The organism is Nonomuraea roseoviolacea subsp. carminata (genome assembly GCF_024172185.1).
Classification (GTDB): Bacteria; Actinomycetota; Actinomycetes; order Streptosporangiales; family Streptosporangiaceae; genus Nonomuraea; species Nonomuraea roseoviolacea.
Genome location: NZ_JAMZEC010000001.1, coordinates 9,365,451 through 9,380,087, shown reverse-complemented (window position 1 = coordinate 9,380,087; position 14,637 = coordinate 9,365,451). Strand labels below are relative to the sequence as shown.

Genomic DNA, 14,637 nt, shown 5'->3' with positions numbered 1-14,637 from the left:
GAAAGAGTGGAGCCCGTCAGAACGTGAACCGGAATTCCCGGTGCGCGTTCCGCAGCGCGGGCACGGCGTGCATGAGCCGGTAGAGGGCGCGGTAGCGCCATACCGGGATCCTGCGGTGGTGCGTGGTGAACGGCGTCTGCTCGGCGCACCGCAGACGCGGGTTCCACCGTTCGATCTCCCGCGCGTCGCGGGGAGCCCAGCGGAAGGCCCTTCCCAGGCGGGCCGCCCAGGGGGCGAGCGCGTCGAAGATCAGCTCGCCGCCCCCGGTGAAGTGACCGGTCAGCCGCGACAGCAGCGTGCGCACCTCGTCCGGGGTCAGGTAGGGCAGCAGCCCCTCCGCGACGATCAGGACGGGACGGTCGGCGGGGACGCCCTCCAGCCAGCCGTCGTCGGTCACCGACGCGCCGACCATCGTGTACCGGCCGCGTTCGGGGTAGAGCCGCCGGCGCAGCTCGATGACGTGGGGGAGGTCCACGTCGAACCAGCGCCGCTTGCCCAGCGGGTCGAGCCGGAGCATGCGGCTGTCCATGCCGCAGCCGAGCTGGAGCACGACGGCGTTCGGATGCCGGGCCAGGAAGGCGCGGCTCCAGTCGTCGAGCTGCCTGGCCCGCAACGCCACCAGGAACTGGTTGCCCTCGGGCCGCACGCGCCGCCGCAGCGCGGCGAAGTCGTAGTCGATGCGCTCGACGACCTCGGCCGCGTAGCGGTCACCGAGGATCGGCTCGGGTAATCGGCTCTCCCACGCCCTCAGGTACAGGGTGGCCAGGAGCGTCCAGGTCACCCCCTCCCCGGCGATCCTCCTGACGTCGACCTTCGCCCCGTTCATGTCACTCCGATCGTCATCGATCCGGTTCCGCGCGGGAGTCGCGCCAGCGCCGGAGCATGTCGTCCGCGTCACGCTCGGTCCAGGCGAAGAAGTCGCGGGTCTCCTCAAGCCGCGCCCGCTGCTCGGGCCGGTCGCCGCCGACGGCCGAAAGACCCAGGTCGAGCGCCTCGACGGCCTGCCGCAGCGCGGCGAACTGGACCTTCATGACGTGCTCCCAGCCGCCGGCGGCGACCTGGTAGCGGTGCTCGCGGCCCGCCGTGGGGACCCGCTCGATCATGCCGCTCAGCTCCAGCTGCCGGGCGATCGTGCTGACGGCCGTCTTGCTGACGCCGAGGCGCGCGGCCAACTCGGTGAGCGACTGGTGCGGCGGATCGCAGACCATCAGCCACGCGTACAGGCGCCCCATCGTGCGCGTGCGTCCGAAGCGCTCCATGACCAGCCCCATACGGTCGACGAACTCGCCCTCCCGTGGATCCATCATGCCACCTCCACCAACTACGTCAAGTACGTACTTTACGTAGTTTACGCACGGAAAGCCACCGGCGGTGACGGAGTGTGCGCCGGATCGGCCGAGCCGTCGCGTCCGGCCGGCGAGCGGCGCGCGAGCGGCGCGGCGGCGCGGAGCGGCCCGGCGGCGCGGCCCGGTGCGGCCCGGCGGTGCGGTCAGCGCGCGTCGTAGGTGTCGCGGGCGGCGATGACCTGCTCGATGTTGCTCTCGGCCCAGTCCTTGATCGCCCGCATGACGGGCTGTAGGCTGTGGCCCAGCGGGGTCAGCTCGTAGTCGACCCGGACCGGCACCGACGGCGTGACCGAGCGCGCGACCAGCCCGTCGCGCTCCAGCGCGCGCAGCGTCTGGGTGAGCATCTTCTGGCTGACCCCGGCGACCGTGCGCGACAGGTCGCTGTAGCGGCGGGGGCCGTCGGCCAGCGCGTTGAGCAGCAGGCTGACCCACTTGTCGCTGATCCGGTCGAGGAGCTGCCGGGCCGGGCACTCCTCCAGGTAGGCGTCGTAGGCGGCGCGCGCCTCCTCGCGCCGCTCGGCGGCCGTCCGCGTGGTCATGGGTCTCCTGTTCGCCGCACGTCTGCGTGTGTTACGCACTCTCAGGTACGTACTTCCTGGCGGAGAGTACCTCTCCTACGGTAAGGCGTGGCGGCGCGAGGACGCCACCACCCGAGCGAGAGGAAGAAGACCATGCGTGCTGTCGTCATCCGCGGCTTCGGCGGCCCTGAGGTGCTGGAGGTCGCCGACGTGCCGGCGCCGTCCGCGGGCGAGGGCCAGGTGCGGATCAGGGTCGAGGCCGCGGCCGTCAACCCGGTGGACCTGGCAACCCGCTCCGGCGCCCTGACCGAGGCGGGGCTGCTGCCCGCCCGCGACCTGATCGGCATCGGCTGGGACGTGGCGGGAACCGTCGAGGAGACCGGCCCCGGAGTCGCCGGGCTCGCGGTGGGCGACCGCGTGGTGGGGCTGTCCGACCGGCTCGACGTGCCGTACGGGACGCATGCCGACCAGGTCGTGCTCGACGCGGACGCGGTGACCCGCGCGCCGTCCGGGGTGGGCGCGGTGGAGGCGGCGACGCTGCCGCTCAACGGGCTGACCGCCGTCCAGGCCCTCGACCGGCTCGGCCTGCGCCCGGGCGAGACCCTGCTGGTGACGGGCGCGGCCGGCGCGGTGGGCGGCTACGCCGTCCAGCTCGCCGTGGCGCGCGGGCTGCGGGTCGTGGCGGTGGCCGGCGCCGCGGACGAGGCGCTGGTCCGCGAGCTGGGCGCGGAGCTGTTCGTGCCCCGTACGGCCCGCCTCGGGGAGGCCGTGCGGGCGCTGGTGCCGGGCGGCGTCCACGGAGCCCTGGACGCCGCCGTGACGGGCGCGGCGGCCCTGGACGCGGTGCGCAACGGCGGCTCCTTCGCCGCCGTGGTCGCGGGCGGCGCGCCCCTGCCGCTGCGGGGGACGCGCGTGTTCACCCACTGGATCAGCGCGGACGGGGCACGGCTGGCCGACCTCGTGACGCTGGTCGAACAGGGCAAGCTCACCCTGAGGGTCGCCGCCACCCTGCCGCTGGAGGAGGTCGCGGAGGCCCACCGCCGCCTGGCCAAGGGCGGACTCCGCGGTCGGCTCGTCCTCGTCCCGTGACGACACCGCAGATCGCGGTCACTGGGTAGTCGTGTGGGTCACGTGTTGTTGATCCGCAGGGCGGTGGTGAGGGCTCTGAGCTCGGTTATGCGGAGGACTCGCGCGGCCAGGGCGTAGAGGGCGGCTCCGATCGCGGCTGCGGTGCAGACGGTGATGAGCGAGCCGGTCCAACTCGTCCCGACCGTGGTGCCGAGGACGCGGTTGACAAGGAATGCGGCGAGTCCCGCGACGATCGCTGCGGCGAGTATCCGCGTGTGGGTGCTGAGGAGGCGGTGTCCGTCGACTCTGCCGATCCGACGGCGCAGCAACTGGGCCGTGACGAGCAGCCCGGCGGTGTAGGCGATGGCGGAGCAGGCCGCGATGGCGATGACCAGGTTCGGGCCGAGCGCGAGTTGTGCGGCGGCCAGGCAGGTGGCGATGGTGACCGCGGAGACGCCGACGCTCAGTAACGCTGGGGTGCGGGTGTCGCCGAGGGCGTAGAAGACCCGCAACATGATCTGGTAACCGGCGAAGGGGACGAGTGCGAGGCCGTAGGCGGCGAGCACCGCGCCGGTGAGATGGGCAGCGGCGGGTGAGGCGTTGCCGTGGGCGAACAGCACGGTGGTCAGCTGCGGGCCGAGTACGATGAGCGCGGCGGCGATGGGCACCAGGACCACGCTGGTGAGCCGCAGGCTCCGGGATAGATCGGCGGTGACTCGGGCGAGGTCACGGTCGGCCGCTGCCCGGCTCATCCGCGGCAGGACCGCGGTGATGACGGTGACCGCGATCACGGCGTAGGGCAGCTGGAACAGGGTGTAGGCGTTGGAGTAGACGCTGACGGCGCCGGACCCGGCCTGCGAGGCGATCCGGGTGATCACGATGAACACCGCCTGGGCCGCGGCGACGGATGCGATCGTCCAGCCGGCCAGGACGACGATGCGCCGGACTCCGATGCCTCGCGGATCGGCGCGCAGCCGCAACGGGAATCCGGTTCGCCGGCTGACCGCTGCGAGAACGATCATCTGGGCGGCGACCCCGGCGCTGGTGCCGATCGACAGCAGCAGCATCTGAACGTGAGTCAGCGACTCCAGCTTCCCGGTGCCGCCGATCAGCAGAAAGACCGACGCGGTGGCGATGACGACAAGGTTGTTGGCCACCGGTGCCCACATGGGCGAAACGAAGCGACTGCGTGCGTTGAGGATCGCGGCCAAGGTCGCGCTCACTCCGTAGAACAGGATCTGCGGCATGAAGTACCGGGTGAAGACGACCGCCAGATGCCGCTGGTCAGGACTGAACCCAGGAACGTAGAGGTCCACGATGAACGGCGCGGCGATGATTGTAATGATCACCACGGCGCCGAGGCCATAGACCACCAACGACAGCAGCCGCTGGGCGAACAGGTCGTCGTCGACGTCACCGTCATCGGCCGTACGAACCAGCAGTGGAACGAGCACGCTCGCCAGCGCACCGCCGAAGACAAGCTCATAGATGGTATTGGGGGTGACGTTCGCCGCGGTGTAGGCGTCCAGCAGCCGGCTGCCCAGCCCGAGAGCGGCGACCAGCGCCAACGTGCGGACGAAGCCAGTGACCCTCGAGACGATGGTGGCGATCGCCATCGCCCGGCCCGTCCGTACGAGCCTTGGTTGATCCGCCATGCGTGATCTCTCCTTCGTCTGGGAAGTGGCGGGCCGGCCCTGCCTTCGTCTGCGTGTCAGTGCGGAAACGACGGCCGACGTCGGCGGCGTAGGTCATCCGATCGCCGGCTGAGGCGCGTTGCCATGGGACAGCGACCTGGATGTGGATGCCGAGCATGCGGGCGAGGACGGCTGACCGTCCCGGCACCTGCCCGCCGGAGCGCCTCGTAGGGAGGACGTCCTCCTGGAGCCGCCGGTGGACCCGGGTCGGCTTGTCGGCGATCTGCATCCACCGGGCGTGGTCCCGGGCGTCGGCCTGTACCGCCTGATCCCACCGGACGCAGATCGTAGGAATGGAGTGTCGACGTCGACCGCCCCGAGGCCTGCAGCTCCGCCAAGAACACCGCGACCGGCTCGACCACGAGGCCATCGCCGTCAAGCAACCGGTACGGCGTCCACGGGTCACCCGTCGACTCGAGCCTTCCACCATCAAGCACCGTCGAAGCTGCCAGATCCCGAAGCCCGCCATCCCCGTTGATCATGTGGCGGACGCTAACAGAGAATTCAGGGAACCACCTCAGAGCTAATTCAGTTGACTTGCCGCCGGCGCGTTCGGCCAGCTCGTTGACCTAGTTGCGTGACAGGGCCTCCAACGGGCCGGTCATCGCGCCGGTGACGACGATCGACATGCCGGCCAGCGGCGGCTCGGCGGTGGCGGGCTCCGCGGTGCCGGGTGTCGTCGTCACCGCTGCGGGCTCGGTCATGTTCACCCCTGCCGCGATCAGCTTGTCGACGAGGTCGCCGAACTCCGCGCCGTCGACCACCACGAGCGGGGGCCTTCTCGGGGCCGATGCCGCCGGCCTCCTGCGGAGCTTCGGCGTCGGCGTCGCGGCTGGTCCGCATGGTGCCGAGACGGCGGGCGATGCGGCGGCTCATGGACCGGCCGGTGCCTCGTGACGCCGAGGGCGCGGAACGCGGCTGTCCGATCAGCCGAGCACGGTGATAGACATTCGGCGTGGAAAAGAGTCCCGAGTTCCCTGACCTGCTGCGACTGATCGACGAACGGTCGACCGCCTTCCGCGCCGCGGTCGCCGCCGCGCCCAGTCTCGACGCACCGGTGCCGAGCTGCCCCGAGTGGACGCTGTTCGATCTGGTGAAGCACCTGGGTGGGGGAGACCGTTTCTGGGCCGCCATCGTCGGCGCGGGGCCTGCCGACGCGCCCCCGGCCGAGGCCGCCGCTGCGCGCGCCGCTCTGGAAGTGCCGCGGGAACGTGAGGCCCTGCTGGACTGGCTGGCCGCTTCGACGCAGCTTCTGCTGAGCGCCCTGCGGGAGGCGGGCCCGGACGCCGGCTGCTGGGCGTGGTGGAGTGCCCTGCAGACGCCGCGGACCTCTGGCGGAGTCGCCCGGCACCGGGTCCAGGAGAGCGCGGTGCACACCTACGACGCCCAGCTCGCCGCGGGCGCCCCGCAGCCGCTGCCGGTCGAGGTCGCCCTCGACGGTGTCGAGGAGTTCCTGTTCACCTGCGTCGCGACGGCCAGTGCCTGGCCGCACAAGCCCACGACCTTCGACTTCCACGCCGCCGAGGGCCGCTCCTGGCGCCTCACGGTCGACGGCGACGGCGCACGCTCCACCCGAGTCCCCGCGCCCACTGCCGCGTCCGGCGAGGACCCGGACGCGGCCGGGGCCTCCGTCCATGGCACGGCCAGTGAGTTGGTCCTCTACTTGTACGACCGTATCCAGGCCGGCTCCTTGCACGTCGACGGAGACGCGGGGCTGCTCGACCTGCTCCGCGCCTGGGAGCCGGAGGAGTAGGACGTAGCGAGGACGGTTGGCCGCGCCTGGAGCCGCAGGGGCGAGTCGCCCTGGCCGTAGTTCGGGCCGCGCCGCCTACGCCGCGCGCTGCATGGCCCCGGTGCAGGCGGCTTGGCCGGAGAGCTCGGCGTGGGGAGGGGCGTCGATCATGCGCTCATCGTGCCGGGCGGCTCCGGCATCTCCCTGCGGCCGGGGAATCCCTGGGCCCGGCGTTCCGGCCGGAGCTCGCCGGCACCGGCGCGACCAGTGAACGGAGGTCAGTCCTCCAGGGCGACGCGGACGCCGTGGCTCAGGCTGGAGTCGTGCAGCTCCAGCTCCGCCGGCCGGGCCTGCTTCGGGAACTCGAACACCAGCGACCCGCTGAACGACTGGCCCGGTCCGATGCGCACCGGCGTGGTCTCCTTGCCCGCCTTGTCCAGCAGCCGCGTGGCAGCGTGCGGGACGTCGTCCTCGTCGCACAGCTTCTGCTGGCCCGGGTAGAGGACGCGTCCCTCCTTGCCGACGTTGTCCACCTTCAGCGACACCGTGCAGGTGCGCTGCGCGGCGGACTTGGCCGGTTTGGGGCAGGTGGTGCCGGTCACCGCGAACCGCAGCCTGCCGTCCTGGGCCGGACGTTCCGCGCCGCCGACGGCGGGGGAGCGGCCGAGCCAGGCAACCAACGCCACCAGCAGCACGAGCAGCACCACGGCGATCACCACGGCGGTCAGGCAGCCGGTGAACGTGGCGCGGCGCGCCCCGCCGGGCGGCGGCATCGTGGTGCGCGGCAGCGGCCCCTGACCCGTGAGCCGCGACGAGGGCCCGGGGCCGGGCACCGGGCCCTGCGCGGTACGGCTGTGCGGTGAGAGACCGGGTGCCGACGGGCCGTGCGGGGACGGGTTGTGAGACGTGGGGCCCTGCGGTGGCGGCCCTTGGGTGCCCGGCGACGGCCGGCCCGGTAGGGGACCCTGGCCGGTGTGGTGGTGGGGCGGCTGCTGTTGGTGTCCGGGATGACCCTGTGGTGGAGGGCCGCCCGAAGGCATGGGGATGTTCGTGAGCGACGGGCCGTCCGCCGGCGGACCGGCCGACGACGGCAGCCGCATGCCCGTGAGCGACGGACCGTCCGCGGACGGCAGCCGCATCCCCGTCAGGGACGGGCCGTCCGCGGACGGGGCCGGGCCCGGGGGCATGGAGGGCCCCGCGTGCGGCCCAGGCTGAGGTCCGGGGGACGCGTGGGGAGCCGCCTGCGGCCCGGCGGACGGGTGCGGTCCGGGCTGAGGGCCTGGGGAGGCGGCAGGGGATGGCTGGGAGCCCGGAGGCGCCGCTGACGGGGCGTGCGGCGACCCGGCGGCGGGCATCTGCGGCCCGGGCGCGCCCTGGGGGCCGGGCGGCGGCGCCGAGGGTCCGTGAGGGGCCGCGCCCGAAGACATCTGAGAGCCAGGAGGCGGAGGTGCTTGGGAGCCGGGAGGCGAAGACACCTGAGAGCCAGGAGGCGGAGGCACCTGAAGGCCGGGCGGCGGAGACGCTTGAGCACCGGGGGACGGAGGCGCCTGCGGACCTGGGGACTGCTGCGGGCCGAGGGACGGGCCGGGGGACGGCTGGGAACTCGGGGGCGGGCCGGGGGACGGTTGGGGGCTCGGGGGCGGGCCGGGGTGGCCTGGAGCGCCGGCAGGGTGGCTCGGGGCACCGGCGGGTGCGCCCGGGGCGCCGGTGGGTGCGCCCGCCAGCGGCGGGAACTCCGCCGGGTCCCACGTGGTCGTGAGGTGGCGCGTCGCCGCGAGCTGCGCCGCCGGCTCGTCCGCCGCCCCCACCAGCTCCAGCAGCAACTGCCGGGCCGCCGGGCGGCGCGCCGGGTCGGGGTGGATGGCCGCCGCCACCAGCCGGTCGAGCGGCGCGGGCAGCCCTCGCAGGTCGGGCGGCGCGGTGCGGGCGCGGGCGGCCATGACGTACGCGTCGCCCTCACCGAACGGATGCCCGCCGAGCCCCGCGTACGCGATGAGCGACCCCCACGCGAACACGTCGCCCGCCGGGCTCGTCCTGCCCTCGAACACCTGCTCCGGGGCGATCCAGCCCGGCGTGCCCATGACCATCCCGGCGTTGGTGTGGCGGGAGGACAGGTGGGCCGAGCGGGCCAGCCCGAAGTCGATCACCCGGGGCCCGGCCAGCGTCAGCATCACGTTCGCCGGCTTGAGGTCGCGGTGGACGAGGCCCGCCGCGTGGATGGCGGTCAGCGCCGCCGCGACGCCCACGGCCGCCGAGTGCAGCACGGACGGCGACAGCGCCCCGTGCTCGATCAGGTGGTCCTCGAGGGAGATGCCGTCGATGTACTCGGTGACGAGGTAGAGGACGCCGCCGTCCTCGCCGTGGTCGAGCACCCGGGCGGTGCAGAACGAGGCGACCTTGCGCGCGTTGGACACCTCTTCGTGGAAGCGCGCCCGGTAGACGGGGTCGGCGGCGTAGTCGCGGCGGATCGCCTTGAGCGCCACCCGGGGGCCGTCGGCGGCCCTGGCCAGGTAGACCGTGCCCATCCCGCCCGACCCCAGCCGGCCGTACAGCTCGTAGGGGCCGATCGACTGGGGGTCCTCGGGTGTCAGCGGAGTGCCCGCGGAGCGGCCCTGCAGCCCCAACGTCGCTGTCCTCTCGCCGTCGTCATCCCGTCGCATCAACCGGCCGGGCGTTCGCCCGGCATGCCCTTTTCCACCCCAGACTCTAACGGTAAACGGCGGTCTTCGGTGGCGACCCGGCCCGCTCGGCCCGGCTCGCCCCCGTATGGTCCGGTACGGCTGAGGCGCGGGGTCAGCGCAGGGCGGCGGCCTCGGCGGCGAGGGCCTCCACGCGGGCCCAGTCGCCCGCCGCGAGCGCGTCGGCCGGGGTGAGCCACGTCCCGCCCACGCAGCCGACGTTGGGCAGCGCGAGGTAGTCCGCCGCCGTGTCCGGCCGGATCCCGCCCGTCGGGCAGAACCGCACGTCCGGCAGCGGCCCCGCCAGCGACTTCAGGTACGGCCTGCCGCCCGCCGCCTCGGCCGGGAAGAACTTCAGCTCCTTCAGCCCCCGCTCGGCCAGCGCCATGACCTCCGACGCCGTGGCCGCGCCGGCCAGGAACGGCGCGCCGCCCGCGAGCATCGCGTCCACCAGCGACGGGGTGGCGCCGGGCGACACCAGGAACGACGCGCCCGCCTTGAGAGACGCCTCGACGTCGGCGCCCGTGCGCACCGTGCCCGCGCCGACCACGGCGCCGGGCACCTCGGCGGCGATCCGGCCGATCGCCTCCAGCGCCGCGCTCGTACGGAGCGTCACCTCGATGACCGGCAGGCCGCCGGACACCAGCGCCCGCGCCATCGGCACGGCGGTCTCCACATCCTCGATCACCACGACGGGGATCACGGGGGCGAGGTCGAGCAGGCTCGTCATCTGCGGTTCTTCTCCTTGCCGGCCCTCGGGGCCGTCATTTCTGTCTCGTCGGCCCGGAGGCCTTTCCACGTCTTCACGTCGCGGGCCGGAGCTTCGCGCCGTCCGGCCGGAGCAGGTCCCCGGAGCGGGTCGGCGCGCCCAGGCTACTGGCCCGCGCCACGGGTCACGGCTCGCGCCACGGGTCACGGCTCGCGCCACAGCCCGAGGCCCCGGCCCGGGAACGCGGCCCGTGCCGCCCGGAGTCCCGGCCCCGGAACCCGCTCGGAGCGGGTGTCGTCACGCGCGGTCCGCGCGCGAGGCGAGATGAGCCAGCCACGCCGCCGCCCCCGTGAGCGCGGGCTGCGGGGCGACGATCAGCGACGTCGCGATGGCCGACAGGTACTCCGCCATGTCCGGGTTCGTGGCGAACCGCGCGCGGAACGGCCCCGTACGGACCCGTTCCGCGATCCGCGGCAGCACCCCGCCGCCCAGGTAGACGCCGCCCCGCGCGCCCAGCGTCAGCGCGACGTTCCCCGCGAACGACCCCAGCAGCCCGCAGAACACCTCGACGGTCTCCGCGCACAACCCGTCGTCGGCCCGCGAAACGATCCCCGACGCCGTGTCCTCGACCGGCGGCACGCCCCGGACCTCCGCCAGCGCCCGGTGCAGCCGCGCCAGCCCCGGACCCGACAGCACGTGCTCGGCCACCACCTGGCCGCCCGGCCCGCCCGGGAGCCGCGCGTGCCGGAGCGCCCCCAGCACCTCCAGCTCCCGCTCGTCCTGGACGGGCAGCGTCACGTGCCCGCCCTCGCCGGGGACCGGAACCCAGCCGCCGTCCACCGGCACCAGCCCGGCCACGCCGAGCCCGGTGCCGGGGCCGAGCACCGCCTTCACCCCGTACGACGGGGCGGGGCCGCCCAGCGGGGCGAGGTCGTCGCCCTCCAGGTGCGGCAGCGACACCGCCAGCGCCTCGAAGTCGTTGAGCAGCGCCACCTCCGGCAGGCCGAGGTCGCGCGCCGAGCCGGTCCAGGGCAGGTTCGTCAGCGCGTAACGGTCGCCGTCCACGGGCCCGGCCAGGGCCAGGCACGCCGCCCCGGGCCGGGCGCCGCCGGCGTGGTCGGCGAGGTAGGCGGCCACGGCCTCCGGCAGGCCGCGGTGCTCGGCCCCGGCCAGGACCGCGACGTGCGACGGCCGCGCGCCCGGCGAGGTCACCAGGCCGAACCTGGCGTTGGTGCCGCCGATGTCGGCGACCAGCCACGGATAGGCGAAGGAGCTCACCCGGTGACTCCGGCGCGGACCGCGTCGGCGAGACCGGTCTCCAGGTGGGAGGAGCCCGCCTCCGCCGGGAAACCGAGCCCCGGCCCGTGGTGCGGCGACTCGGCGCCGCTGACGCCGAAGACGCCCGCGCCCTGCTCGGCGTGCCCGGCCATGCGGCGGAACGCCGCGAACAGCTCCCGGCCCGTGCCCACCCACTCCGCGTCGCTGAGCGGCCGGCCGCCGGGCGTGCGCCGGGCCAGCTCCTCGGCCGGCACCAGCAGCTCCAGCGTCCCGGCCGCCGAGTCCAGCCTGATCACGTCGCCCTCGCGGACGAGCGCGATCGGGCCGCCGTCGGCCGCCTCGGGCGAGAGGTGGATGGCAGCGGGGACCTTGCCGGACGCGCCGGACATGCGGCCGTCGGTGACGATCGCCACCCGCTGGCCCCGGTCGAGCAGCACGGCCAGCGGCGGGGTGAGCTTGTGCAGCTCCGGCATGCCGTTGGCGCTCGGCCCCTGGTAGCGGATGACGGCGACGAAGTCCTGCCCGTCCAGCTCGCCGGCCTCGAACGCGCGCAGCAGGTCGAGCTGGTCGTCGAACACCTTGGCCGGCGCCTCGATCACCAGGTGCTCCGCCTTGACGGCCGACACCTTGCTCACGGCCCGGCCGAGGTTCCCGTCGACCATGTGGATGCCGCCGTCGGCGGAGAACGGGTCGGCGACGGGACGCAGCACGTCGAGGTCCGTGCTGCCGCCCTCGACCTCCGACCACACCAGCGCGCCGTCCTCCAGCGCCGGGGCCGAGCGGTAGCGGCTCAGGCCGCGCCCGGCGACGGTCAGCACGTCCTCGTGCAGCAGGCCCGCGTCGAGCAGGTCGCCGATGAGCACCTGCATGCCGCCGGCGTCGCGGAAGTGGTTCACGTCCGCCTGGCCGTTGGGGTAGATGCGGGTGAGCGACGGCACGACCTTCGACAGGCACGCCAGGTCGTCCCAGGTCAGGACGATGCCCGCGGCGGCGGCCATGGCCACGAGGTGCAGCGTGTGGTTGGTCGAGCCGCCGGTGGCCAGCAGCGCGACGCACGCGTTCACGATGGACTTCTCGTCCACCAGCTCGCCGAGCGGCGTGTACTCGGAGCCGTGCGCGGTGATCTCCACGGCGCGGCGGCCGGCCGCCTCGGTGAGCGCGTGGCGCAGCTCGGTGTGCGGGTTGACGAACGTCGAGCCCGGCAGGTGCAGGCCCATGACCTCCATGAGCGCCTGGTTGGAGTTGGCGGTGCCGTAGAAGGTGCAGGTGCCGGGGGAGTGGTACGACTTGGCCTCGGCCTCCAGCAGCTCGCCGCGGCCCACCTTGCCCTCGGCGAACAGCTGCCGGGTGCGGGCCTTGACCTTGTTCGGCAGCCCGGACGTCATGGGGCCGGCCGGCACGAAGATCGCTGGCAGGTGCCCGAAGTGCAGCGCGCCGATGAACAGCCCCGGCACGATCTTGTCGCAGACGCCCAGCAGCAGCGTCGCGTCGAACATGTCGTGCGACAGGGCGATCGCGGTCGCCATGGCGATCACGTCGCGGCTGTAGAGCGACAGCTCCATGCCGGGCCGGCCCTGCGTGATGCCGTCGCACATGGCCGGCACCCCGCCCGCCACCTGCGCCACGCCGCCGGCCCGCCGCACGGCCGCCTTCAGCTCCGGCGGGTACGTCTCGTACGGCTGGTGCGCGGACAGCATGTCGTTGTAGCTGGTCACGATGGCCACGCCGGGCTTGGCGGAGCCCATGAGGGCGGGCTTGTCCTCGGCCGGCGCGGCGGCGAAGCCGTGGGCCAGGTTGGCGCAGCCCAGGTGGGCGCGGGCCGGGCCCTTGGCGCGGGCGGCCTCGCCGGCGCGGCGGATGCGGTCGAGATAGACGGTCCGGCTGGCGCGGCTGCGCTCGGCGATCCTGTCCGTGATCTCCTGGATGACGGGGTTCATGGACGCTCCTTCGTCGGGCACACGGCCGCGTTCGGGTTCTCGGTCGCGTTCGGCTTCACGGTCGCGTTCGGCTTCAAGGTCTGGCGGTGGTCGGAGGCCGTCATGGGACGGCGGTGGTCGGCGGCCGTCACGGGACGGCGGCGGTCGCGGGCGGTCATGAGAGGTCCTCGTGCCAGGCCCGGCCGCTGCGGGCGAGCAGCTCGTGGGCGCCGGCGGGCCCGGCCGAGCCCGCCGGGTACGGCTCGGGCAACTGCTCCGACGCCTCCCAGGTGGCGAGGATCGGGTCGATCCACCGCCAGGCGGCCTCGACCTCGTCGCGGCGCATGAACAGGGTCGGGTTGCCGGCCAGCACGTCCATGAGCAGCCGCTCGTACGCCTCCGGCACCCGCGCGGTGAACGTCTCGCCGAAGCTGAGGGTCAGCGGCACCGGCTTGAGCGTGACCTCGCCCGCGCCCGGCTCCTTGGCCATGATGTGCAGCCGGATGCCCTCCTCGGGCTGGAGCCGCAGGACGAGACGGTTGGGCGTGCCGCCCGGGAAGATGGAGTGGGGCACGTCCTTGAACTGCACCACGATCTCCGAGACGCGGCGCGGCAGCCGCTTGCCGGTGCGCAGGTAGAACGGCACCCCGGCCCAGCGCCAGTTGCGGATCTCGGCGCGGATCGCGGTGAAGGTCTCCACCCGGCGCGACTCGTCGGTGGGCGGGGTGGAGGCGGGCTCGTCCAGGTAGCCGGGCATGTCGCCGCTCTCGACGTACTGGCCGCGCACGGTGAACCGCTCGACCTCACCGCCGGTGATCGGCCGCAGCGCCTGCAGCACCTTGACCTTCTCGTCGCGGATGGCCTCGCGGTCATTGCGCGCCGGCGGCTCCATCGCGGTCAGGCAGAGGAGCTGGAGCAGGTGGTTCTGCACCATGTCGCGCAGGGCGCCCGCGTGGTCGTAGTAGCCGCGCCGGCCGGGCGTGCCGACGGTCTCGGCGGCGGTGATCTGGACGTGGTCGATCCACAGCGAGTTCCAGATCGGCTCCAGGAACGCGTTGGCGAAGCGGAGCACGAGCAGGTTCTGCACGGTCTCCTTGCCCAGGTAGTGGTCGATGCGGAAGATCTGCCGCTCGTCGAAGATGGCGCCGACCTCGTCGTTGATGCGCTGCGCGCTGACCAGGTCGTGGCCGAGGGGCTTCTCCAGCACCACGCGGGAGCGGGGCGTCACCAGGCCCGCGGCGGCCAGCTCGCGGCAGAACGCGCCGAACGTGCGGGGCGGGCTGGCCAGGTAGAACACCCGGTCACGGTCCTCGTGCCCGGCCAGCAGGGCCGACAGCGCGTCCCAGCCGGAGCGGTCGGCGCCGCCGTCGGCCGCGCGGCCGCCCACGTCGATCGACACGTGGTGCAGCCGGTCCAGGAAACGCCGCCACACCGCGGGGTCGCCGCCGGGGATCCGGTCGCGTACCTCGGCGTCCACCTTGCCGCGGAAGTCCTCGTCGGTCAGGCCGCCGCGGGACATCGCGATCACCCGCGTGCCGGGCGCGAGCCGCCCCTCACGGTCGCCGTGGTACAGCGCCGGCAGCAGTTTGCGCATGGACAGGTCGCCGGTGCCGCCGAAGACGACGAGGTCGGCGGTGTGCGCGGTCTCGGGGGCGGCGGGTGCGGTGATGCCGGGTGACGAGCTCAGGGGGGACACGA

13 protein-coding genes are annotated in these 14,637 nt (G+C 73.8%); 2 read left to right on the top strand and 11 right to left on the bottom strand.

Annotated elements, in window-relative coordinates; all coding sequences use genetic code 11:
* Nucleotides 1-16: 16 nt before the first annotated feature.
* From HD595_RS43755 to HD595_RS43745, 3 genes are all read right to left on the bottom strand, one after another.
* Entirely contained in the window at nucleotides 17-826 is an 810-nt protein-coding gene (locus HD595_RS43755; protein ID WP_253780261.1) for a class I SAM-dependent methyltransferase, read from the bottom strand.
* Nucleotides 827-839: 13 nt separating this feature from the next.
* Nucleotides 840-1,307, bottom strand: a complete 468-nt coding sequence (locus HD595_RS43750) for a GbsR/MarR family transcriptional regulator (RefSeq protein WP_253780259.1) — start codon at nucleotides 1,305-1,307, stop codon at nucleotides 840-842.
* A gap of 182 nt (nucleotides 1,308-1,489) precedes the next feature.
* Nucleotides 1,490-1,885, bottom strand: coding sequence for a winged helix-turn-helix transcriptional regulator (locus HD595_RS43745; protein ID WP_253780257.1), 396 nt, complete (start codon nucleotides 1,883-1,885; stop codon nucleotides 1,490-1,492).
* Between the two features lie 132 nt (nucleotides 1,886-2,017).
* On the opposite strand from HD595_RS43745, the gene HD595_RS43740 reads away from it, so the two are divergent.
* Nucleotides 2,018-2,953 carry an NADP-dependent oxidoreductase gene (locus HD595_RS43740; protein ID WP_253780255.1) on the top strand — a complete coding sequence of 312 codons (936 nt, stop codon included), beginning with the start codon at nucleotides 2,018-2,020 and terminating at the stop codon, nucleotides 2,951-2,953.
* A gap of 38 nt (nucleotides 2,954-2,991) precedes the next feature.
* On the opposite strand, the gene murJ is transcribed toward HD595_RS43740, so the two are convergent.
* The gene (gene murJ, locus HD595_RS43735) at nucleotides 2,992-4,587 is read right to left on the bottom strand and encodes a murein biosynthesis integral membrane protein MurJ (protein ID WP_301309753.1); all 1,596 of its coding nucleotides are present in this window, start codon (nucleotides 4,585-4,587) and stop codon (nucleotides 2,992-2,994) included.
* Between the two features lie 608 nt (nucleotides 4,588-5,195).
* Entirely contained in the window at nucleotides 5,196-5,393 is a 198-nt protein-coding gene (locus tag HD595_RS43730; RefSeq protein WP_253780250.1) for a hypothetical protein, read from the bottom strand.
* Between the two features lie 188 nt (nucleotides 5,394-5,581).
* On the opposite strand from HD595_RS43730, the gene HD595_RS43725 reads away from it, so the two are divergent.
* Nucleotides 5,582-6,379 carry a maleylpyruvate isomerase family mycothiol-dependent enzyme gene (locus HD595_RS43725; RefSeq protein WP_253780248.1) on the top strand — a complete coding sequence of 266 codons (798 nt, stop codon included), beginning with the start codon at nucleotides 5,582-5,584 and terminating at the stop codon, nucleotides 6,377-6,379.
* A 257-nt stretch (nucleotides 6,380-6,636) separates the two neighbouring features.
* Here HD595_RS43725 and HD595_RS43720 read toward each other — a convergent pair whose 3' ends face one another.
* The 6 genes from HD595_RS43720 to zwf form a co-directional block, all read right to left on the bottom strand.
* Nucleotides 6,637-8,982 carry a serine/threonine-protein kinase gene (locus tag HD595_RS43720; protein ID WP_253780245.1) on the bottom strand — a complete coding sequence of 782 codons (2,346 nt, stop codon included), beginning with the start codon at nucleotides 8,980-8,982 and terminating at the stop codon, nucleotides 6,637-6,639.
* A 169-nt stretch (nucleotides 8,983-9,151) separates the two neighbouring features.
* A complete protein-coding gene (gene eda, locus HD595_RS43715; protein WP_253780237.1) occupies nucleotides 9,152-9,766 on the bottom strand; it encodes a bifunctional 4-hydroxy-2-oxoglutarate aldolase/2-dehydro-3-deoxy-phosphogluconate aldolase in 615 nt (204 codons plus the stop codon).
* Nucleotides 9,767-10,042: 276 nt separating this feature from the next.
* Nucleotides 10,043-11,023, bottom strand: coding sequence for a glucokinase (gene glk, locus HD595_RS43710; RefSeq protein ID WP_253780234.1), 981 nt, complete (start codon nucleotides 11,021-11,023; stop codon nucleotides 10,043-10,045).
* Nucleotides 11,020-12,960, bottom strand: coding sequence for a phosphogluconate dehydratase (gene edd / locus HD595_RS43705; RefSeq protein ID WP_253780231.1), 1,941 nt, complete (start codon nucleotides 12,958-12,960; stop codon nucleotides 11,020-11,022). The genes glk and edd overlap by 4 nt, the downstream gene beginning before the upstream one ends.
* Nucleotides 12,957-13,118, bottom strand: coding sequence for a hypothetical protein (locus HD595_RS43700; RefSeq protein ID WP_253780229.1), 162 nt, complete (start codon nucleotides 13,116-13,118; stop codon nucleotides 12,957-12,959). Before HD595_RS43700 ends, edd begins: the two co-directional genes overlap by 4 nt.
* Nucleotides 13,115-14,626: a glucose-6-phosphate dehydrogenase gene (zwf, locus tag HD595_RS43695; protein ID WP_301311419.1), complete on the bottom strand. Its 1,512-nt coding sequence runs from the start codon at nucleotides 14,624-14,626 to the stop codon at nucleotides 13,115-13,117. The genes HD595_RS43700 and zwf overlap by 4 nt, the downstream gene beginning before the upstream one ends.
* Nucleotides 14,627-14,637: the final 11 nt, after the last annotated feature.